Origin of the sequence: Pseudomonas sp. ok272 (genome assembly GCF_900109995.1) — a bacterium.
In the GTDB taxonomy this organism is placed as follows: Bacteria; Pseudomonadota; Gammaproteobacteria; order Pseudomonadales; family Pseudomonadaceae; genus Aquipseudomonas.
Genome location: NZ_FOCB01000001.1, coordinates 169,549 through 190,788 on the forward strand (window position 1 = coordinate 169,549; position 21,240 = coordinate 190,788).

The 21,240-nt window shown below is 63.2% G+C and carries 15 protein-coding genes; 8 read left to right on the forward strand and 7 right to left on the reverse strand.

The features are described from left to right. The first annotated feature begins 6 nt into the window (after nt 1-6). Nucleotides 7-753: a pyridoxine 5'-phosphate synthase gene (pdxJ, locus tag BMW74_RS00830; protein WP_093412191.1), complete on the forward strand. Its 747-nt coding sequence runs from the start codon at nt 7-9 to the stop codon at nt 751-753. Between the two features lie 118 nt (nt 754-871). Here the strand turns inward: pdxJ and mltF are convergent, their stop codons facing one another. Further along, nucleotides 872-2,332: a membrane-bound lytic murein transglycosylase MltF gene (mltF, locus tag BMW74_RS00835; RefSeq protein WP_093412193.1), complete on the reverse strand. Its 1,461-nt coding sequence runs from the start codon at nt 2,330-2,332 to the stop codon at nt 872-874. Between the two features lie 287 nt (nt 2,333-2,619). Between mltF and purL the strand changes: the two genes are divergently transcribed. Continuing rightward, nucleotides 2,620-6,516: a phosphoribosylformylglycinamidine synthase gene (purL, locus tag BMW74_RS00840; RefSeq protein ID WP_093412197.1), complete on the forward strand. Its 3,897-nt coding sequence runs from the start codon at nt 2,620-2,622 to the stop codon at nt 6,514-6,516. A 5-nt stretch (nt 6,517-6,521) separates the two neighbouring features. Beyond that, nucleotides 6,522-6,833, forward strand: coding sequence for a YqfO family protein (locus BMW74_RS00845; RefSeq protein WP_093412199.1), 312 nt, complete (start codon nt 6,522-6,524; stop codon nt 6,831-6,833). Nucleotides 6,834-6,933: 100 nt separating this feature from the next. Here the strand turns inward: BMW74_RS00845 and BMW74_RS00850 are convergent, their stop codons facing one another. The 3 genes from BMW74_RS00850 to BMW74_RS00860 all read right to left on the reverse strand — a co-directional run bounded on the left by BMW74_RS00850 (nt 6,934) and on the right by BMW74_RS00860 (nt 13,867). Beyond that, nucleotides 6,934-12,666 (reverse strand): membrane-targeted effector domain-containing toxin, encoded by a 5,733-nt coding sequence (locus tag BMW74_RS00850; protein WP_256562498.1) that lies wholly within the window; start codon nt 12,664-12,666, stop codon nt 6,934-6,936. A 113-nt stretch (nt 12,667-12,779) separates the two neighbouring features. Continuing rightward, entirely contained in the window at nt 12,780-13,283 is a 504-nt protein-coding gene (locus tag BMW74_RS00855; protein ID WP_093412204.1) for a L,D-transpeptidase family protein, read from the reverse strand. 32 nt (nt 13,284-13,315) lie between these two features. Next, nucleotides 13,316-13,867 carry an NUDIX hydrolase gene (locus BMW74_RS00860; protein WP_093412207.1) on the reverse strand — a complete coding sequence of 184 codons (552 nt, stop codon included), beginning with the start codon at nt 13,865-13,867 and terminating at the stop codon, nt 13,316-13,318. 148 nt (nt 13,868-14,015) lie between these two features. Between BMW74_RS00860 and BMW74_RS00865 the strand changes: the two genes are divergently transcribed. From BMW74_RS00865 to purT, 5 genes are all read left to right on the forward strand, one after another. Further along, a complete protein-coding gene (locus BMW74_RS00865) occupies nt 14,016-14,615 on the forward strand; it encodes a CoA pyrophosphatase (RefSeq protein ID WP_093412210.1) in 600 nt (199 codons plus the stop codon). Nucleotides 14,616-14,674: 59 nt separating this feature from the next. Beyond that, a complete protein-coding gene (locus BMW74_RS00870) occupies nt 14,675-15,199 on the forward strand; it encodes a gamma carbonic anhydrase family protein (protein ID WP_093412213.1) in 525 nt (174 codons plus the stop codon). Next, complete coding sequence (locus tag BMW74_RS00875) at nt 15,196-15,411, forward strand: DUF1289 domain-containing protein (RefSeq protein WP_093412215.1); 216 nt, start codon at nt 15,196-15,198, stop codon at nt 15,409-15,411. The genes BMW74_RS00870 and BMW74_RS00875 overlap by 4 nt, the downstream gene beginning before the upstream one ends. A 247-nt stretch (nt 15,412-15,658) precedes the next feature. Beyond that, nucleotides 15,659-16,126 carry a VUT family protein gene (locus BMW74_RS00880; RefSeq protein ID WP_093412218.1) on the forward strand — a complete coding sequence of 156 codons (468 nt, stop codon included), beginning with the start codon at nt 15,659-15,661 and terminating at the stop codon, nt 16,124-16,126. A 100-nt stretch (nt 16,127-16,226) separates the two neighbouring features. After that, nucleotides 16,227-17,408, forward strand: a complete 1,182-nt coding sequence (gene purT / locus BMW74_RS00885; protein WP_093412221.1) for a formate-dependent phosphoribosylglycinamide formyltransferase — start codon at nt 16,227-16,229, stop codon at nt 17,406-17,408. Between the two features lie 107 nt (nt 17,409-17,515). On the opposite strand, the gene BMW74_RS00890 is transcribed toward purT, so the two are convergent. From BMW74_RS00890 to BMW74_RS00900, 3 genes are all read right to left on the reverse strand, one after another. Further along, nucleotides 17,516-18,832, reverse strand: coding sequence for an MFS transporter (locus tag BMW74_RS00890; RefSeq protein WP_093412224.1), 1,317 nt, complete (start codon nt 18,830-18,832; stop codon nt 17,516-17,518). Nucleotides 18,833-19,061: 229 nt separating this feature from the next. Then, a complete protein-coding gene (locus BMW74_RS00895; protein WP_093412227.1) occupies nt 19,062-20,294 on the reverse strand; it encodes a transporter associated domain-containing protein in 1,233 nt (410 codons plus the stop codon). Nucleotides 20,295-20,306: 12 nt separating this feature from the next. Continuing rightward, nucleotides 20,307-21,119 carry a cytochrome C assembly family protein gene (locus tag BMW74_RS00900; protein ID WP_093412229.1) on the reverse strand — a complete coding sequence of 271 codons (813 nt, stop codon included), beginning with the start codon at nt 21,117-21,119 and terminating at the stop codon, nt 20,307-20,309. Nucleotides 21,120-21,240 lie beyond the last annotated feature (121 nt).

Here is a 21,240-nt window from a genome sequence, read left to right on the forward strand (position 1 = left end):
CTTGCCGTGACCACCAGCACCCGTATTCTTCTTGGCGTGAACATCGACCACGTTGCCACCCTGCGTCAGGCCCGGGGCACGCGTTATCCTGATCCGGTGAAGGCGGCGCTGGATGCGGAAGAAGCGGGCGCCGATGGCATCACCGTGCATTTGCGCGAAGATCGCCGGCACATCCAGGAGCGCGACGTGCTGTTGCTCAAGGACGTGCTGCAAACCCGCATGAACTTCGAAATGGGCGTCACCGAAGAAATGATGCTGTTCGCCGAGCGCATCCGCCCGGCACACATCTGCCTGGTGCCGGAAACCCGCCAGGAGCTGACCACCGAGGGCGGCCTGGACGTGGCGGGGCAGGAGGCGCGGATCAAGGCCGCGGTGGAGCGCCTGGCGAAGATTGGCTGCGAAGTGTCGCTGTTCATCGATGCCGACGAGCGCCAGATCGCCGCCTCCAAGCGCGTCGGCGCACCGGCGATTGAATTGCACACCGGGCGCTACGCCGATGCGCAGACACCGACGTCGGTGGCCGAGGAGTTGAAGCGCGTGGCCGATGGCGTGGCGTTTGGTCTGGCCCAGGGCTTGATCGTCAACGCCGGCCATGGCCTGCACTACCACAACGTCGAAGCCGTGGCCGCCATCAAGGGGATCAACGAGCTGAACATCGGCCACGCGCTAGTGGCGCATGCGCTGTTCGTCGGGTTCAAGTCGGCGGTGTCGGAGATGAAGGCACTGATCCTGGCGGCGGCCGCCAAGGCCTGAACCTTGCTCAATCCCCTGTGGGAGCGGGCAAGCCTCGCTCCTACAAGGGTCCTGGGTGACCACAAAACATGTGGCCAGCACAAATCCCCTGTGGGAGCGAGGCTTGCCCGCGAAGCTTTTAGAGCGGCGGGTTTTCTTCTGGCGGTTTGCTCTTGTCGATGCCCGGTACGTGCAGGTTGCCTTCGGCGATCTGGTCGCCTTCCAGTTGCGGCTGCGTGACCCACGTCAGGATGTCGTAGTAGCGGCGGATGTTCGCCACGAAGTGCACCGGCTCGCCGCCACGGGCGTAGCCGTAGCGGGTCTTGCTGTACCACTGTTTCTGCGAGAGGCGGGGCAGGATCTTCTTCACATCCAGCCATTTGTTGGGGTTCAGTCCTTCCTTGGCGGTCAGCTTGCGGGCGTCATCGAGGTGGCCGGTGCCTACGTTGTAGGCGGCCAGTGCAAACCACGTGCGGTCTGGCTCCTTGATCGAGTCGGGCAGTTGTTCCTTTATGTAAGCCAGGTACTTGGCGCCGCCCATGATGCTTTGCTTGGGGTCCAGGCGATTGGACACGCCCATGGCCTGGGCAGTGTTCTGGGTCAGCATCATCAGGCCACGCACGCCCGTCTTGGAGGTCACCGTCGGCTGCCACAGGGACTCTTGATAGCCGATGGCCGCCAACAGGCGCCAGTCGACTTTCTCTTTCTTGGCGTAGGTCTTGAAGTGTTGTTCGTACTTGGGCAAGCGCTGCTGCAAGTGCTGGGCAAAGGTGGTGGCGCCCATGTAGCCAAGGACGTCGACGTGCCCGTAGTAGCGATCCTTGAGGCGTTGCAGGGTGCCGTTCTTTTGCACCTTGTCCAGGTAGGCGTTGATCTCGTTGAGCAGGCTGTTGTCATCGCCAGCGGCCACTGCCCAGCGCTGCTCGCTGGTGTCGCCCAGGTCGAAGGCGACGCGGATGTTGGTGAAGTACACCTGGTTCATGGCCACTTCGTTGGAGTCGACCAGTGTGAGGTCAATCTGCCCCTCGTCCACCATGCGCAGTAGGTCAACCACCTCAACAGCGTCAGATTCTTCGTATTCTATTCTGGGATCTTTCTGCTTTAGCGCGGCCAACTGTTCGGCGTGGGTGCTGCCCTTGAGCACCATGATCTTCTTGCCCACCAGGCCTGCGGCACTGGTGGGCCGCGGCTGGCCGTTACGGTAGATGACCTGCGGGGTCACTTCCAGGTACGGGTGGGAGAACCTGACCTGGGCCTTGCGCAGATCGCTGCTGACCAGGCCGGCAGCAGCCAATACCGGGCCACCTGGCTTGCCGATCTGATTGAACAGGTCATCCAGGTTGTCGGCGGTTTCAATCTTGAGCGTGACCCCCAAATCGTCGGCAAAGCGCTTCACCAGCTCGTATTCGAAGCCGGTTTCACCGTTGCGATCCTGGAAGTAGGTGGCCGGGCTGTTGCGTGTCACCACGCGCAGTACGCCATCCTCCTTTATGCGCTCCAGGGTGTTGGGTTTATCAACACAGCCGCTGAGCACCAGGAAGAGTCCGGTTGCGAGGAGCCATTTGGCCCATCGGGGACGCAAAACCATTGGGAGAAACATCTGCGCAGTATACGCAAAGGACCGTGGCCGCCATATCTCGACAGCAAGGGGCTTGTCTGCTAGAGGCCGTCGATCCCGGTCCGGACCCGGTGGAATGGGCCTTGCGGGTAGATTTTGAGTACCAAAATAATCACCTTGGGGTTTCTTAATGAGCATTGGTTATAGGCTGCGGACCGCTGGCCGACGTTCGGGCAATGGCCGGTGCAGCGTTTCGGGTGCCGTCGCGGGCGGTTTAGGCTAGAATGCACGGCCTCAAAGCACACCCCCTTCCCGAGGCTGTCCCGAAGATGTTGATCCTGCGCGGCGCTCCTGCCCTTTCTGCCTTTCGCCACAGCAAACTCCTTGAGCAACTGAGCCAAAAAGTCCCGGCTGTCAGTGGCTTGTATGCTGAATTCGCTCACTTCGCCGAAGTCACGGGCGTCCTGACCGGCGACGAACAGCAGGTGCTTGCGCGCCTTCTGAAGTACGGTCCTAGTGTTCCGGTACAGGAACCTGCCGGTCGTCTGTTCCTGGTGTTGCCACGTTTTGGCACCATCTCGCCCTGGTCGAGCAAGGCCAGCGACATCGCCCGCAACTGCGGCCTGGCGAAGATCCAGCGCCTGGAGCGCGGCATCGCGTTCTACGTGGCGGGTGAGTTCACCGACGCCCAGGCCCAACTCGTGGCCGACGCGCTGCACGACCGCATGACCCAGATCGTGCTGGATAACCTGGAACAGGCCGCCGGCCTGTTCAGCCACGCCGAACCCAAGCCGCTGACCGCGATTGACGTGCTCGGTGGCGGTCGCGCCGCCCTGGAACGCGCCAACGTCGAGCTGGGCCTGGCCCTGGCGGAAGACGAGATCGACTATCTGGTCGACGCCTTCATCGGTTTGAAGCGCAACCCCCATGACATCGAACTGATGATGTTCGCCCAGGCGAACTCCGAGCACTGCCGTCACAAGATCTTCAACGCCAGTTGGGACATCGACGGCCAGAGCCAGGAAAAAAGCCTGTTCGGCATGATCAAGAACACCTACGTGATGCACAGCGAAGGCGTCCTGTCGGCCTACAAGGACAACGCCTCGGTGATCGTCGGCAACGTCGCCGGCCGCTTCTTCCCGGACCCCGAGACCCGCCAGTACGGCGCGGTGCAGGAGCCGGTGCACATCCTGATGAAGGTCGAGACCCACAACCACCCGACTGCGATTGCCCCGTTCCCGGGCGCATCCACCGGCTCCGGTGGTGAGATTCGCGACGAAGGCGCCACCGGTCGCGGTGCCAAGCCCAAGGCTGGCCTGACCGGCTTCACCGTGTCCAACCTGCAGATCCCCGGCTTCGAACAGCCGTGGGAAGTGCCCTACGGCAAGCCCGAGCGCATCGTTACCGCGCTGGACATCATGATCGAAGGCCCCTTGGGCGGCGCGGCGTTCAACAACGAATTCGGCCGTCCGGCACTGACCGGTTACTTCCGTACCTTCGAGCAGTCCATCACCACCCCGCACGGCGATGAAGTGCGCGGTTACCACAAGCCGATCATGTTGGCCGGCGGCATGGGCAACATCCGCGCCGAACACGTGCAGAAGGCCGAGATCCTCGTCGGCTCCAAGCTGATCGTCCTCGGCGGCCCGGCGATGCTGATCGGCCTGGGTGGCGGTGCGGCGTCCTCGATGGCCACCGGCACCAGCTCGGCGGACCTGGACTTCGCTTCCGTGCAGCGCGAGAACCCGGAGATGGAGCGCCGTTGCCAGGAGGTCATCGACCGTTGCTGGCAGTTGGGCGACAAGAACCCGATCAGCTTCATCCACGACGTCGGCGCCGGTGGCTTGTCCAACGCCTTCCCGGAACTGGTCAACGACGGCGACCGTGGTGGCCGTTTCGAACTGCGCAACATTCCAAACGACGAGCCGGGCATGGCCCCGCACGAAATCTGGAGCAACGAATCCCAGGAGCGTTACGTCCTGGCCGTTGGCCCGGCGGACTTCGAGATCTTCAAGGCGATCTGCGAGCGCGAGCGTTGCCCGTTCGCCGTGGTTGGCGAAGCGACTGCCGAGCCGCAGCTTACTGTCACGGATAGCCACTTCGGCAACAGCCCGGTGGACATGCCGCTGGAAGTGTTGCTGGGCAAGGCACCGCGCATGCACCGTTCGGTGGTGCGTGAAAGCGAGATGGGCGACGATTTCGATCCGTCGACCCTGAACATCGCCGACTGCGTCGAGCGCGTCCTGCATCACCCGGCCGTGGCCAGCAAAAGCTTTCTGATCACCATCGGCGACCGTACCATCACCGGCCTTGTGGCCCGTGACCAAATGGTCGGCCCATGGCAGGTGCCGGTGGCCGACGTTGCCGTCACCGCGACCAGCTTCGACGTCTACACCGGCGAAGCCATGGCCATGGGCGAGCGTACGCCGCTGGCCTTGCTGGACGCCCCGGCGTCGGGCCGCATGGCCATCGGTGAAACCCTGACCAACATCTGCGCCTCGCGTATCGGCAAGCTCTCCGACATCAAGCTGTCCGCCAACTGGATGTCCGCTGCCGGCCACCCCGGCGAAGACGCGCGTCTGTACGACACCGTCAAGGCTGTCGGCATGGAGTTGTGCCCGGAACTGGGCATCACCATTCCGGTGGGCAAGGACTCGATGTCCATGGCCACGCGCTGGAACGATGATGGCGTGGACAAGACCGTCACCTCGCCGATGTCGTTGATCGTCACCGGCTTCGCCCCAGTGACGGACATCCGCCAGACCCTGACCCCGCAACTGCGCATGGACAAGGGCACCACCGACCTGATCCTGGTCGACCTGGGCCGTGGCCAGAACCGCATGGGCGCCTCGATCCTTGCCCAGGTTCACGGCAAGCTCGGCAGCCAGGCCCCGGACGTCGATGACGCCGAAGACCTGAAAGCCTTCTTCGCCGTGATCCAGGGCCTGAACGCCGACGGTCACTTGCTGGCCTACCACGACCGTTCCGACGGTGGTTTGCTGACCAGCGCTGTGGAAATGGCCTTCGCCGGTCATTGCGGCCTGAGCCTGAACCTCGATGGCCTGGCGGAAACCTCGGCCGATATCGCCGCGATCCTGTTCAACGAAGAGTTGGGCGCCGTGATCCAGGTCCGCCAGGACGCCACCCCGGACATCCTCGCGCAGTTCAGCGCGGCGGGCCTGGGCGACTGCGTGGCGGTGATCGGCCAGCCGATCAACAACAGCGAAATCAGCATCACCTTCAACGGCGAGACCGTGTTCGAAGGTCAGCGTCGGGTGATGCAACGCCAGTGGGCCGAGACCAGCTACCAGATCCAGCGCCTGCGCGACAACGCCGACTGTGCCGATCAAGAGTTCGACGTGATCCTGGAAGAAGACAACCCGGGCCTGAGCGCCAAGCTCAGCTTCGACGTCAACCAGGACATCGCCGCGCCCTACATCAAGAAAGGCATTCGCCCACAGGTTGCCGTGCTGCGTGAGCAGGGCGTCAACGGCCAGGTGGAAATGGCAGCGGCGTTCGACCGCGCCGGCTTCAGTGCGATCGACGTGCACATGAGCGACATCCTCGCCGGTCGCGTTGACCTCAACGAGTTCAAGGGCCTGGTGGCCTGCGGTGGTTTCTCCTACGGCGACGTGCTGGGTGCCGGTGAAGGCTGGGCCAAGTCGGCCTTGTTCAACAGCCGTGCCCGCGATGCGTTCCAGGGCTTCTTCGAACGCAACGACAGCTTCACCCTGGGTGTGTGCAACGGTTGCCAGATGATGTCCAACCTGCATGAACTGATCCCGGGCAGCGAGTTCTGGCCGCACTTCGTGCGCAACCGTTCCGAGCAGTTCGAGGCCCGCGTGGCGATGGTCCAGGTCCAGGAGTCGAACTCGATCTTCCTGCAGGGCATGGCCGGTTCGCGCATGCCGATCGCCATCGCCCACGGTGAAGGCCATGCCGAGTTCGAAAGCGAAGAAGCGTTGCTCGAAGCCGACCTGTCCGGTTGCGTGGCGATGCGTTTCGTCGACAACCACGGCAAGGTCACTGAACGCTACCCGGCCAACCCGAACGGCTCGCCGCGGGGGATCACCGGGCTGACCAGCCGTGACGGTCGCGTGACCATCATGATGCCGCACCCGGAGCGGGTGTTCCGTGCCGTGCAGAACTCGTGGCGCTCGGAAGAGTGGAACGAAGACGCACCGTGGATGCGCATGTTCCGTAACGCTCGCGTGTGGGTGAACTAAGCGCCGTGTACAAGCTCGCTTTCTTCGTCCCGCCCAGCCACGTCGACGTGGTCAAGAACGCCGTATTCGCTGCCGGTGGCGGACGAGTCGGCGCCTATGACCGCTGTTCGTGGCAGGTGCTCGGGCTTGGTCAGTTTCGCCCATTGGACGGCAGTCAGCCGTTCCTTGGGCAAACCGGTCTGCTCGAGCAGGTCGAAGAGTGGCGGGTCGAGTTGGTGGTGGCCGATGAGTTGATCACGGCCGTGGTGGCTGCGCTCAAACTCAGTCACCCCTACGAAACACCGGCGTATGAGGTGTGGTTGCTGGCGGATTATTGATCCGCTTGTCCACGACATAAAAAACCCGCTGGGCCAGGTTGGCCAGCGGGTTTTTTGTGCGCGCCGGGTTATGGCGCCACCGGGGACGAACCCTCCGTGGTTACGGAGCCGGCCTCAGCCTGACTTTACTCTTGAGGGCATCGAGCAAGGTGTTCTGGTACTCGAAACGTTCTTGTTCCATGCCCCAGCGATGGATAAAGAACCTTCCGTTGTCGTCCACCTGTATGGGGGTGGAGACAATCTCCCCGCTGTTGGAGTGATGCAACAAGTTGGTCTCGGCGGCCGTAGGGCGTTCGACCAGGAAGTGGCCCGGCTGGCTCAGCCTTGAGCGGTCGACCGGCACGAAGGGGGCTGGTGCGCGCTGGCCGGCGATGGCGACCTCCAGCTTGAAGTCACTGCGGACCGCGGTCCAATAGACGCCAAGCATATCGGTTTCCCAGTAGCCAGGGTGAATGCTCCTGGCCAGTGCCGGGGCGCTGTCGCGTACGTGCAGGCCAATCGTGCCTTGCAGCTCGGCCAGCCCCGGAGTGCCCAGGTAGGTATTGGTGTGGGCGCTGCCCACGAAGGCAATCCATTTATGGGGGCCCTGCGCGGCCTGGTCGGCCTGGATGATTTGGTTGGCAAAGTAGCTGAACATCTGGGGGCGTGTAATGTGCTCGTCACCCAGGCCCTTGACGTGATAGCTGGAGGTACAGTCGAGCGCCCGCACGCGGATGCCGTGTTTGCCCGCGGCCTGGATCACCTCGGTGTAGGTGTCGGAGCCGCGGTAGAACGGCATGTGGCCGTTGTCCTGGTACTTGAGGTAGGTCTTGAGAGTGTCCGGCAGGCGCTGGGTACGATGGAACACATCCAGGTCCGCCTGGTGCAGGTCGGTGAACAGGTGTTCGACGTACAGGGTTTTGTACCCGGCGTCCTTGAGGGTTTTCATCTGGTTGCGCAGCAGTGCCTTGCTCGACTGCGCCATGTGGGCTTCGCCGATCACCAATCCCGGCAAGTCGCTTTGGCCGACCTGCTTGATGAATGACTCGGGCGTGGTGCTCGCGGTGATCGTCGGCAGCGTCGGCCTGGGCGGGGGGACGTGGTCGGCGAGGTACGCTTGGGCCTTGTCCAGGAGCTTGCGGCGCAGGTCCATAACGGTATTGAGCGCTTTGATGCTACGCGGATTGGACGAGGCGAACCGTGGGTCCAGGCCTCGGTATTCTTGCGCCAGGTGCGCGACGGTGTCCCGCATCTCGGTGGGGACATCGAACTCGGCGAAATGCTCGACCGGGGCAGCGGCTGCGGCGGCTGGTGGAACGACGGGTTCAGGGGCCTTGTACGCCGTGTGCAGGGTCATGCGGTAGTCGGCCCTGGCCAATGGATCACCGGCGATCGCGCCGGCGCGGTCCGGCCAGATACCCACGGGTTGATCCAGGCCGACATCCTCGACGCGCAGGGCAACGGCAGGTTGCAGGTCCGCCAGGCCGGGAGTGTCACCGACGGTGCGCAGGCGCGATTCATCGACCAGGGCGATCCAGCGCTCATTCGGGGTGTCGACGCTGTCGGCCGCGATGACCTTGTGTGAGTAGAAGTTTCGCACCGCGTTGCTCCGCGGTGCCGTCGGCGAAGTACCGGCCATGGCCATGACGTCTTCGAGTTGGTACGAGGTCGAGGCATCCAGCGCCCTGATGGTCATGCCCTTCTCGTGCGCCTTGCGCACCAGGGCGTAGTAGGAGTATTCCGCGTCCTTGGGGGTGCCGAAGGACTGGTCGATGGCTTTCAAGTGCTTCTCGATGTGCCGCCACGACCCGCCGTTGTTGAGCTTCACCAGCTTTGGCTGGAACACGTCACCCGGCAGGTACTCCACATACAGGTGCTTGTACCCTTGCTCGATCAGGGTATCGAGGTTGTCGATCAGTGCCTGCTTGCTGGCGATCGACCCCGGTACGGCGCCGATGATCAGGTTCTGGTCGCCGGCCGGGGCACCGCTGGCGGTCAGTTGCGTCAATGGGCTGCTGGCCTCGATGGGCGGTACGTCGGCGCGGGGCGGCAGCGGGTCGAGGTAGCGGAAAAAGTTATCCGCGTCCTTGCTCAACAACTCGACCTGTTGCAGGTAGGCGGCGCGTAGCGGGCTCAGCTCTTTGGCGGCGTTGGTCAGCGTGAGGCTGATCATATGGTTGTCGACCCACGGTGCTTGTCGGATCAGGTATTCGCGTAGCTGCGGGTCAAGGACGTGCTCAAGCTGGCTCCAGTATTTGGCGGGCATTCCATAGTCTTTCGACGGGCCAGGTGTCTGCGGCACCGTTTCGTATTTCGGCGCGCCTCCGACAACACCGGTGCGAGCCCACACGCCTTCACTGTTGGGGGCCACCAGGCGGGTGGTCGAGACCAGCTTGCCCGTGGCCGGGTCCAGGCGATACAGCAAGTAACGGCCAATCGGGTCCGGGGTCTTGGGGGCCCAAAGCGCTTGCCCGTCGAAGAACACCGGCTGCATGCCGGTGGGGGTCGGCGCCACGGGCTCCAACTGGCGGATCAGCGTCATTGCCTGAGCGTGCTCGGTGCTGGCCGTCACCAACCGCACGGGGTTACGGACCGGGGTGAGTGAGCGAAGCGCCGGGCGCAGGTCGGTAAAAATGGCGCCGGCACTGTTCAGCAGATAACCGGCGAAGTGCTCCAGGGCGGCGGCGTTATCGCCCTGGTTGTAGGCGTGCAGCGCGAGCATGCCGTCCTTGAATGCCAGGAGCATGCCAGCACTGAGGCTCAAGACGGGGAAGGGCGCGGTGGCAACGGCGGTGACCCATTCCACACAGGTCCAGAGGATGCTGGTGATCATTTGCGTACGGTTGACGGTGCTGCCTTCAACGTCGTCGATCCGCCGTTGTTGCTTGAGGTCATAGAATTCCAGGCGCAGGTCGAGCAACGGGGTTTGCCGGTGTGTCGAGTCATAGCGCGGCGGGCTGGCGCTGGTTTTATCCAGGTCATCGGGCAGTTGGCGCTTGGCGTCTTCGAGGAAGGCTTGGACCCGGACCTGGGACTGCATCGCGACCCGAGGAACGAAGTAGCCGAGCATGCCGGGGATCTTTTTCAGCGCATAGTTGAACAGCTTGGCTTCGCGAAAGCTGATCCCGTCCGGGGCATTGGGGGTGTACAGCAGGGTCGGGTGGTCTTGGTGGCTGAACAGGTAGTTGTCGATCACCCAGTCGCCGTCGATCATCAGGCGATGGATGGGGTAGGCGTTACGCGCCTGCACCGAGGTATCGCCCATGTTGGCGATGCTTTGCTCAAGCCATTGCAGGTCAACCCCGGCGATATACCCTTGCAGGCGACACTCCAGCGCCGCGTTGTGCATTTGCAACTGGGTGATGGCCAGGGTCACGTTGCGCCGCAGGTCATAGTCCGCATCGCCGGTATTGAGCAGGCGGCGCCGAACCTCGTTGATGTAGCGTTGGCCGATCCATACGCCCGTTACCGAGCGCGCGACCTTTTCTGGCGTTAACCGGCTGATGTCGAGGCCCAGGGGGCCGGTGAAGCGTGCGGAGCGGGAGAATTTTTCATCGATAATCCCAACGCTATCGGCGTAGCCGTCGCGGTAGAGCTGGGTGTAGGTCACCGGCGGCGGGGTCCATGCACCGATCAGCGACGGGGGCGAGTAGGCCCAGACGGTGTCGGGGTCGACGTCGTTTTGCGGGCGGCCCAGCAGTTGGTTCAGGGTGCTTTTCGCTTGCTCGTGCAGGTACGCGTTGAAGGGTGGGAAGCGTGCATCGGACAGGGGAAAGTCGTTGTAGGTGTGCAAGGCGCCTTCGGCGTCGTCGGCTAACTTGAGCAGCCTCTGGCGCGTGTCGACGCTGGCCGAGCGATACCAGCCCGGGGTGCAGAACTCATAGTCATCGACACGGGTGGCCAGGACATGGGCCGCCATGGCCTTGAGGCAATCGGCGTGGCTGCCGGTGTTGCCGAAGACCACCTCGTTGTACTCCTGCGCGAGTGGCTTGAAGCTCAGGCCGTTCAACACCTGTTTCATCTTGGCGCGAAAACGCAGGGCGACCCGGTTGATCAGGTAGTCCGCCAGGCTGCCTGGAGGTTCCTTGCGGCCATTGTCCAGTGCCCAGGCGAGGACGTGGCTCTGACAGGCGACTTCGTTGTCGAACGCCTGGAACTGCTGCTCTTGTGGGGCTTCAGGCGTGCACAGCAGCACGCGCTTGACCCGGCCATGGGGGTCGCGCTGGCGCAGCACCCATACGTCCTGCAGTTGGGCCTCGTGCAGCGACAGGGTCGAGGCGCTCAGGGCGGGATCGCTGCCTTGGCGCAGGCTCTGGATCAACTGCAGGTCGTCTTCGCTGAGGTGGCCTTGCAGCAGCGCGGTGTAGGCCAGTGCGCTGATCCGCTGATCGAGCAAGTGTTCGATGGCGCGGTTGAGTTCGGTCTTTTCATGCAGTTGCCGTTGCACTTCGCCAAACCCGACGCGCGTTGGCAGGGTGTTCAGCTGTTGCACCAGCCAACGGAGTGTCAGTTCCTTGTAGGGCACTGGCGCGCCTTGGTAGGTGAGGGTGGTGCTCTTCAGGAAATCCGAGCCGTCGCGTTCATCGCCGGTGTGCAGGCCGCGCAGTGCCCATTCGATCAGGCTGCGCTCCTGGGTGTATTCGCCGATGGGCGAGACATAGCGCCGGGTTTTGAGGATCAGGTGCCCGGGGTCCAGGTCATGGATATCCAAGTCCTCGCTCAGGCGTTGCAGCCAGTGATAGTGGCTCAGCGCTTCGGGGGTCGCGACCGGGCCCAACACTTCCAGCATGGCCTGACGCGCCTGGTTGTAGTCCCCCAGGTGTTGAGCCAATGCCGTGCGCCTGGGCGCGCTGGCGCTGCGATACCAATCCGGTGCGCTGAGGCGCAGGCACCGTTCGAACAGCGTCTGGGCGCGCAGTTCGAGGCGGGCGCCAAGGTCAGGCAGGGCGGCGCCGATGGCGTGCTCCAGGGCGTCGATCAACCGGGCCGGATCGTGCTCCGGGTTGTCGTCAAGGCTCAAGGCGCGCTCGACGTCTTGCATGCGTTTGTCGATGAGCGCAGCGAAGGTGTGTTCGAACACCGACGTGTCGTTGATGGGCGACAGCTCCAGGGGCCAGATTCCGCTGGCGCTGAGTGCGTGGTAGCGCACGGGCAGTTGCTGCATGAACTCGTCGCGGGCGCTGGGGTGTTCCAGGGTTTGCAGCAGGCGATCATTGAGTTGGGCCAGCGAGTCGAAGGATTCGAGCCCGCGAGCGGGGGTGAACAGCATCACGTGGCCGACATCCAGGGTGCTCGTCAGGTCGCTGGGCACCGGGCTGTTCTGTTGCGTGACGACAAAGGCCCCGGCCAGTTCGACACGCTGCGCCTGGTAGCGGAAGGTCAAGGCGTACAGCCCGGGGCGCAGGGTTGGGTACAGCGCCAGGCGCTCCAGGATCGCGCCGGCTTGCGGGTGCAGCAGGCGATCCTGGACGGCGAGCCGGGCTTCGTTGTCGAGGGCGCTGAAGCCCGCCTCAAAGGTCATGAAGGATTTGCGTGACTTGCCATCGATTTGCGCGTGCAGGTCCAGTTCCAGCAACTGATTGTTGAGTGTGACCTTGAGGCTGGCGAGCAGCTCCAGGCCCTGGGGGCTGCGCAGGTCGGCGTTTTCCAGGGCTTGAAAGTGGCTGCGGCTCAGGTGCAGGAATTGCTCGCGGTAGCGCCTGAGGATCCCATCCAGGCGTTCCAGGTAGCGCTGTTCGGCCGTGGGTGGGGTGTCAGGCAGCAGCGGGGCCTGGCTGTTGAACAGATGGTGGCCGATCTGATTGAGATAGCCTTTGATCGCGTCAAAGGACGGCGGTGTGGTGGGTGTGCTCATGGGCACAGTCTCCATGCTGATCGATAGAACTCTCAGCATGGGGAGCGGAATGTGGGCGGTGGCGGTACATATGTATCGCGCGGGGCGTGGCCCGATGTCCGCCCGCTACGGCATCACGGGCGGATTTCGATCATCGTGCCGTCCGGCACCAGGCCCCAGACTTCGCGCATGTCGACGTTGCGCATGGCGATGCAACCGTCGGTCCAGTCCAGGGTGTGGAACAGGTCTTCGGGGTTGTCCTCGGTGTCCGGGGTGCCGTGGATCATGATCATGCCACCGGGGTTTACCCCTTCACGGCGTGAGCGCGCGGCGTCACTGATGTTCGGGTAGGAGATGTGCATCGCCAGGTTGAAGCGGTCGCTGACCTTGCGCCAGTCGATCCAGTACAGGCCTTCGGGCGTGCGGCGGTCGCCTTCCATGAGCTTGTGGCCCCTGGGGCTTTTACCCAATGAGATGCGGTAGGTCTTGAGCGGCTTGCCGTCATTGATCAGTTGCAACTGATGGGCGGATTTGAGCACCAGGATTTTTTCGATGCGTTTACCGTTCAGGGTTTCCGTACTGGAAGCCTGGGAGACGGCAACGAACGACAGGCAGAAGAACACAAGCAACCAACGCATTAAAACGATATCCCTAGGTACTTTCTTGTTGTTTAAGTGATCGCTGCCTGGGCAAGCGCAGGTATGGACTCGCAGCGCACCGGGAACTCCCCGGTGCGGCGGTCGGCGAAGAAGCATTCTAGGGTACGGCCCACCGTGCGGAAAGCCAGCTCTGACCAAGGGATGTCGGCTTCGTCGAAAAGCCGTACCTCAAGGCTCTCGATACCGGCGGCAAAATCCGGGTCGGTCAGCTCTGCGCGAAAGAACACATGCACCTGGCTGATGTGCGGCACGTCGATCAGGGTGTAGAGGTGCAGGTTGCGCACCCGGGCGCAGGCTTCTTCGGCGGTTTCGCGGGCGGCGGCCTGTGCGACCGTCTCGCCGTTCTCCATGAAGCCGGCCGGCAGGGTCCAATAGCCGAGGCGCGGTTCGATCGCACGGCGGCACAACAGCACCTGGCGGCCCCACGTCGGCACGCAACCGGCAACGATATTCGGGTTCTGGTAGTGAATGGTCTGGCAGTGATTGCAGACGTAGCGCAGGCGTGAATCGCCTTCGGGAATGCGCTGGGTGACCGGGTTACCGCAGTGGCTGCAGAATTTCATGCTGGGGGTTCCGAATAGGCTGCGCCTATCTTGGCGCGCTACGATGGCTGTCGGCAAGTTGTCGTTTCGCGACATGCCGGGGTTCGGGGGTTGGGCGGCTGGTGTGATTGGTGCATGATGCCCAGTAGCCAACAGATCGAGAGCGCTTATGCTGGACGAGCTACTGCAGCGGATAAGCAACCACACGCCACGGATCCTGGAGACGGACAGCCGTTTTCCGGAGGCTGCCGTGTTGGTGCCCATTACCCGTAGCGACGCCCCGGAACTGGTGTTGACCCTGCGTGCCAGCGGGTTGTCGACCCATGGCGGGGAAGTGGCCTTCCCCGGCGGGCGGCGCGACCCCGAAGACCCGGACCTGATCTTTACCGCCCTGCGCGAAGCCGAAGAAGAAATCGGCCTGCCACCGGGGCTGGTCGAGGTGATCGGGCCGTTGAGCCCGCTGATCTCACTGCATGGCATCAGGGTTACGCCTTATGTGGCGGTGATCCCCGATTTCGTCGAGTACCGCGCCAACGATGCCGAGATTGCCGCGGTGTTCAGCGTGCCACTGGAGTTCTTTCGCAGCGACCCCCGGGAACACACGCACCGCATCGATTACCAGGGCCACAGCTGGTACGTGCCGAGCTACCGATTTGGCGAGTACAAGATCTGGGGGCTGACGGCAATCATGATCGTCGAGTTGATCAACCTGCTCTATGACGCCAAGATCAACCTGCACCAGCCGCCCAAAAGCTTTATCGCTGTTTGAAGCCATCGCTCGTATGGCGTGACGATTGAAGGCCTGTCTGAGGCTTGAGGATAACCACGATGAAATACCGCCTGGGCGACGCCCGAGTCGAGACCCACCCGCAGAGCTGGGTTGCGCCCAACGCCGTGCTGGTGGGCAAGGTCAAGCTTGAAGAAGGGGCCAGCGTCTGGTTCAACGCCGTACTGCGTGGCGACAACGAGCTGATCCTGATCGGCAAGGACAGCAACGTGCAGGACGGCGCGGTGATGCACACCGACATGGGGTACCCGCTGACCCTCGGCACTGGCGTGACCATCGGCCACAACGCCATGCTCCATGGCTGTACGGTGGGCGACTACAGCCTGATCGGCATCAACGCGGTGATCCTCAATGGCGCGAAGATCGGCAAGCACTGCATCATCGGCGCCAATGCGCTGATTGGCGAAGGCAAGGAAATCCCCGACGGCTCGCTGGTCATGGGGTCGCCGGGCAAGGTGGTGCGCGAGCTGACCGAGCAGCAGAAGAGCATGCTCCAGGCCAGCGCGGCGCACTATGTGCACAATGCCCAGCGTTATGCCCGGGACTTGGCAGAGCAGGAACAATGAATCCCGTTGAACGCCCGGTGACGTCGCCCTGCGTCAGCATTTGTGCGCTCGACGAGCAGGACCTGTGCACCGGCTGCCAGCGCACGGTGGACGAAATCACCCGCTGGAGCCGCATGGACAACGATGAGCGGCGTCGGGTGCTGGGGTTGTGCCATGAGCGGGCGCTGGCCAATGGACTGGTGTGGATGATCCCCGGGAAGTCTAGCGCCTGAGCGGATATCCCTCCAGCCCCTGTGGGCGCGAGCCTGCTCGCGAAGGGGCCGCATCAGTCGACACTTACGTAGCTTGACACTCTGCTTTCGCGAGCAGGCTCGCTCCCACGGGTTTTGCGCCGATCACGTTCTATGTGCTCGCGCAAATCCATTGTGGGAGCGAGCCTGCTCGCGAAGAGGTTCTTGGCGACGACATCACTTTAATTGTGAAGTACCCTGTCGCCCTTATTCACAGGTCCTTCGCCCCATGCTCTTCCTGATTGCCTATATCAGCAGTGTCGTGCTGATCAACTACGCCTTTTCCACCGCGCCACACCTGGACATCATTTGGTCGGCCTGGGGTGGCCTGGTATTTGTCCTGCGCGACATGGTGCAGATCCGCTTCGGTCACGGCGCGATCATTGCCATGCTGGCCGCGCTGGTGCTGTCGTACCTGACCTCCGACCCGTCCATTGCCCTGGCCAGCGCCACGGCGTTCGCGGTGTCCGAGTGCATCGACTGGCTGGTGTTCAGCATCACCAAGCGCCCGTTGCATGACCGCCTGTGGATCAGTTCGGCGCTGAGCATCCCGCTGGATACCTTTATCTTCTTCGGCATGATCGATGCGCTGACGCCGGGCGTGATCCTCACGGCCCTGGGCTCCAAGTTCGCCGGTGTCACCGCCGTGTGGCTGATCATGGCCTGGCGCTTGCGCAAGCAGGCTGTGGCCAACTGAAGCCAAACCCCGCGGTTCATGTAAAATGCCGCGCTTTCTCCCCCGGGAAGCGCTTGTTGCGCGCTGTCCCTCGATGATCCGCTCCTTTGAGGACCTTCAGATGACTCGTATCGGAACTCCATTGTCGCCAACCGCGACCCGCGTATTGCTGTGTGGCTGTGGTGAGTTGGGCAAGGAAGTGGTGATCGAACTGCAACGCCTGGGCGTTGAAGTGATTGCCGTGGACCGTTACGCCAACGCCCCGGCCATGCAAGTGGCCCACCGCAGCCATGTGATCAACATGCTCGACGGTGCCGCGCTGCGTGCGGTGATCGAAGCCGAGAAGCCGCACTTCATCGTGCCGGAAATCGAAGCCATCGCGACCGCCACCCTGGTGGAACTGGAGGCTGAAGGCTTCACCGTGATCCCGACCGCCCGTGCCGCGCAGTTGACCATGAACCGTGAAGGCATCCGTCGCCTGGCCGCTGAAGAGCTGGACCTGCCGACCTCGCCGTACCACTTTGCCGACACCTTCGAGGACTACAGCCGCGCGGTTCAAGACCTCGGCTTCCCGTGCGTGGTCAAGCCGGTCATGAGTTCCTCGGGCAAGGGCCAGAGCCTGCTGCGCAGCGCCGATGACGTGCAAAAAGCCTGGGACTACGCCCAGGAAGGCGGACGTGCGGGCAAGGGCCGGGTGATCATCGAAGGTTTTATCGACTTCGACTACGAAATCACCTTGCTCACCGTGCGTCATGTCGGCGGCACCACGTTCTGTGCGCCGGTCGGCCATCGCCAGGAGAAGGGCGATTACCAGGAGTCGTGGCAGCCGCAAGCGATGAGCCCGATTGCCCTGGCCGAGTCCGAGCGCGTGGCCAAGGCGGTGACCGAAGCCCTGGGTGGCCGTGGCCTGTTCGGCGTCGAGCTGTTCATCAAAGGTGATCAGGTGTGGTTCAGCGAAGTCTCGCCGCGTCCGCACGACACGGGCCTGGTGACCCTGATTTCCCAGGACCTGTCGCAGTTCGCCCTGCATGCGCGGGCGATCCTCGGCTTGCCGATCCCGCTGATCCGTCAGTTCGGTCCATCGGCGTCGGCGGTGATCCTGGTGGAAGGGCAGTCGACCCAGACCGCGTTCGCCAACCTGGGCGCTGCACTGAGCGAGCCAGACACCGCACTGCGCCTGTTCGGCAAGCCGGAAGTGAACGGCCAGCGCCGCATGGGCGTGGCATTGGCGCGGGATGAGTCGATTGAAGCCGCTCGTGCCAAGGCGACCCGTGCGGCCCAGGCTGTGGTGGTCGAGCTGTAAACCGAGGCGCGTCCATTCGCGAGCAGGCTCGCTCCCACAGTTGACCGCGGTGAACACCAGGTCAGTGTGGGAGCGAGACCGGCTTGCCGGCGAAGCCTTTGCTTTGCTTAGGCGACCTTGTTCAGGTCGTTGTCCCGCGTCTCTTTCAGGCACAGCACCGCAATCAAACTGAGCAACGCTGCCGCCGACACATACCCGCCGACATAACTCAGCCCACCCATCGCCACCAGTTTGGTCGCGAAAAACGGTGCGGCCGACGCCCCGACAATCCCACCCAGGTTATACGCCGCCGACGCGCCGGTATAACGCACGCGGGTCGGGAACAGTTCCGGCAACAGCGCGCCCATCGGGGCGAATGTCACGCCCATCAGGAACAACTCCAGGCACAGGAACAGGGCCACGGCCCAGGTCGAGCCGTGGGTCAGCAACGGTTCCATGGTGAAGCCCGAGAGAATCGCCAGTATCGCCCCGACAATCAGCACCGGCTTGCGGCCATAACGGTCACTGGCCAAGGCGGCCAACGGCGTCGCGGCGCCCATGAACAGTACGGCAAAGCACAGCAGCGCGAGGAAGGTTTCGCGGCTGTAGCCCAGCGTCGTGACCCCGTAGCTCAGGGAAAACGCGGTGGTGATGTAGAACAGCGCATAGCACACCACCATCGCCGCCGCGCCCAGCAGCACCTGCAACCAATGTCCGCTGAACAGCTCCACCAGCGGCACTTTCACCGGTTTCTCTTTGGCGACTGAGTTGGCGAATACGGGGGTTTCGTGCAGTTTCAGGCGCGCATACAAGCCGACCATCACCAGCGCAGCGCTGAGCAGGAACGGAATGCGCCAGCCCCAGCTGCGGAACTGTTCGTCGTTCAGGTTCAACGCCAGGATCAGGAACAGTCCGTTGGCCGCCAGGAAGCCAATGGAGGGCCCCAACTGCGGGAACATGCCGAACCAGGCACGCTTGCCCTTGGGGGCGTTCTCCGTGGCGAGCAATGCCGCGCCGCCCCATTCCCCGCCCAGGCCCAGGCCTTGGCCAAAGCGCAGCACACAGAGCAGGATCGGTGCCCAGGCGCCGATGGTGTCGTAACCGGGCAACAAGCCGATCAATGTGGTGCACACGCCCATCAACAGTAGGGAGGCAACCAGGGTCGACTTGCGACCGATACGGTCACCGAAATGGCCGAACAGGGCCGAGCCCAGTGGGCGGGCAATAAAGGCGATGCCGAAGGTCAGGAACGCCGCCAGCATCTGCGCGGTGCCGGAGCTCTGGGGGAAGAACACCGGGCCGATCACCAGTGCGGCGGCGGTGGCATAGATATAGAAGTCGTAGAACTCAATGGCGGTGCCAATGATGCTCGCGGTCGCCACCCGGCCGGTCGAGTTCGTCGGCTGGGCAGGCGTTGCGTCGCTGTAGGTCGTGCTGGTCGTCATGCGGTTATCCCTGACAGTCATGTGCTCCTTTGGAGCGAATTATTATGGTCAAGCGCCCAGGGATGTGGGTAGGAGCGCGGCACAGGCTCAAGGTAGGAGCGGTCGCCGGTGTGTTACGGATCTTGCCGATAGTCTGGCGCGCCGGGTTGAGTGCGGGTAGCACGGCCGGCGGCGGGGCTTGGGTAAGCGGCTCGATTATAGGAAGGAGGCTAACGATTGAACAAGGGGCTTAGCGCGCCGTTGGCACCGACGAGGTGTGCCAGATCAGCACGCGGCTGACACGGTTGTCTTCGGTGGCAAGGATTTCCAGGCGATAACGGCCAATTCTCAGGCACACCGGGCAGTCGGGAATGGTTTCCAGCGCTTCGGTCACCAGGCCATTGAGGGTTTTCGGGCCGTCGCTGGGCAGGTGCCAGCCCAGGCTCTTGTTCAGCTCGCGAATGGAGGCCGCGCCATCGATCACCAGCCGGCCGTCGGCCAGGGGATGCACATGGGGGTTCGTGAGGCTGTGCTGGCTTTCGAACTCGCCGACGATCTCTTCGAGGATGTCTTCCAGGGTGACGATGCCCTGCACTTCGCCGTATTCGTCCACCACCATGCCCAGGCGCCGCTGCTGCTTGTGGAAGTTCAGCAGTTGCAGTTGCAGTGGGGTGCTTTCCGGCACGAAGTACGGTTCGTGGCAGGCTGCCAGCAGGGCTTCTTTGGTCAGGCTGGCATCGGGCAGCAAGTGCAGGATCTGCCGGGTGTTGAGCACGGCTTCGACCTGGTTGATATCACTGTGGAACACCGGCAGGCGCGTGCGGCGGTTGGCGCGCAGCTGTTCGATGATGGCTGCGATCGGCTCGTCGAGGTTGATCCCGTCGACTTCGCTGCGCGGTACCAGGATGTCGTTGACGGTGATGTTGTCCAGGGCGTGGATGCCGCTCAGCACATGCGGGCGGCACACCGCGTGCTCATGCTCGGTTCGGTCCTGGGGCGCTTCGTCTTCGCTTTGCTGCACAACCTTGGGCTTGCGTGCGAAGGGCTTGAGCAGCAGGCGGCTGCCGGCGTCGAGCAGCCAAGCGAGCGGGGAGAGCAGTTTCAACGGCACGCCGAGCAGGGTGTTGCCCAGTGTCAGGATCGTTTCGGGATAGCGGTTGGCGAGTGCGCGCGGCAGGTAGTCGGCGAACATCAACAGCGCCACGGTCGCCCCCAGGCAGGCCAGCCATGGGCCGTTATGGCCCCAGCCGAATATCGCCAGCACGGTGCTGATGACCACCACCAGCGAGCGGCACAGGGTGTTGCACAGGATCAGGCTGTTGAGTGGGAAGCTCAGGCGCAAGGGCGGCTTGTCGCCCTTGCGCGAGGCTGGGCGCTGGCTCTGCAGCAACTGTTGCGCGGCTTCGATGGCAGTAAACAGGCCTGACCAGAGAGTCAGCAGGGCCAGCACGGCGAGCATGGGTCCAATGGGCAGGTTGTCCATTACGAAGGCTCGTCAGATGTGCAGGATGAATTCGCGAACCAGCTTGCTGCCGAAGTAGGCCAGCATCAGCAGGCAGAAGCCGCCGAGGGTCCAGCGAATGGCCTTGTGGCCACGCCAGCCCAGGTGATTGCGACCCCAGAGCAGCACGCTGAACACGATCCAGGCCAGGCACGCCAGCAGGGTCTTGTGCACCAGGTGCTGGGCGAACAGGTTCTCGACGAACAGCCAGCCGGAGATCAGCGACAGTGACAACAGGCTCCAGCCGGCCCACAGGAAACCGAACAGCAGGCTTTCCATGGTTTGCAGGGGCGGGAAGTTTTTGATCAGCCCCCACGGGTGCTTGTGCTTGAGTTGGTGGTCTTGCACCAGCAGCAACAGCGCCTGGAACACGGCAATGGTGAACATCCCGTAGGCCAGGATCGACAGCAGGATGTGCGCGAGTATGCCTGGTTCCTCGTCAATCACCTGCACCGTGCCCGACGGCGCGAATTGCGCCATCAACACCGTCGCGACGCCTAGGGGGAACAGCAGCAACAGCAGGTTTTCCACGGGAATGCGCGAGCAGGCCAGCAGCGTCAGGGCGATCACGGCAGCGGCGATCAGGCTGGCGGCACTGAAAAAGTCCAGTCCCAGGCCAATCGGCGTCACCAGGTGGGTGAACAGGCTGGCGCCGTGGGCGAGCACGGCGAGAATGCCGAGCCAGACCAGCAGGCGTTTGTTCGCCTTGGCACCAGTGGCCAGGCGAGAGCCTTGATAGAGGGTCGCAGCGGCGTATAGGCAGGCGGCGGCGAGGGTCGTGAGCAAACTGGGTGACAAGGGGAGCATAAATCCTGTTAGGCAAGCCCGAAAGGGAATGAGTTTGGCATACAACCGTTGTCGCATGAAAGACCACACAACCGGATGGCGGGTGTGCGCCAGACGCAGTCTTCGCTATAATCCGCGACCT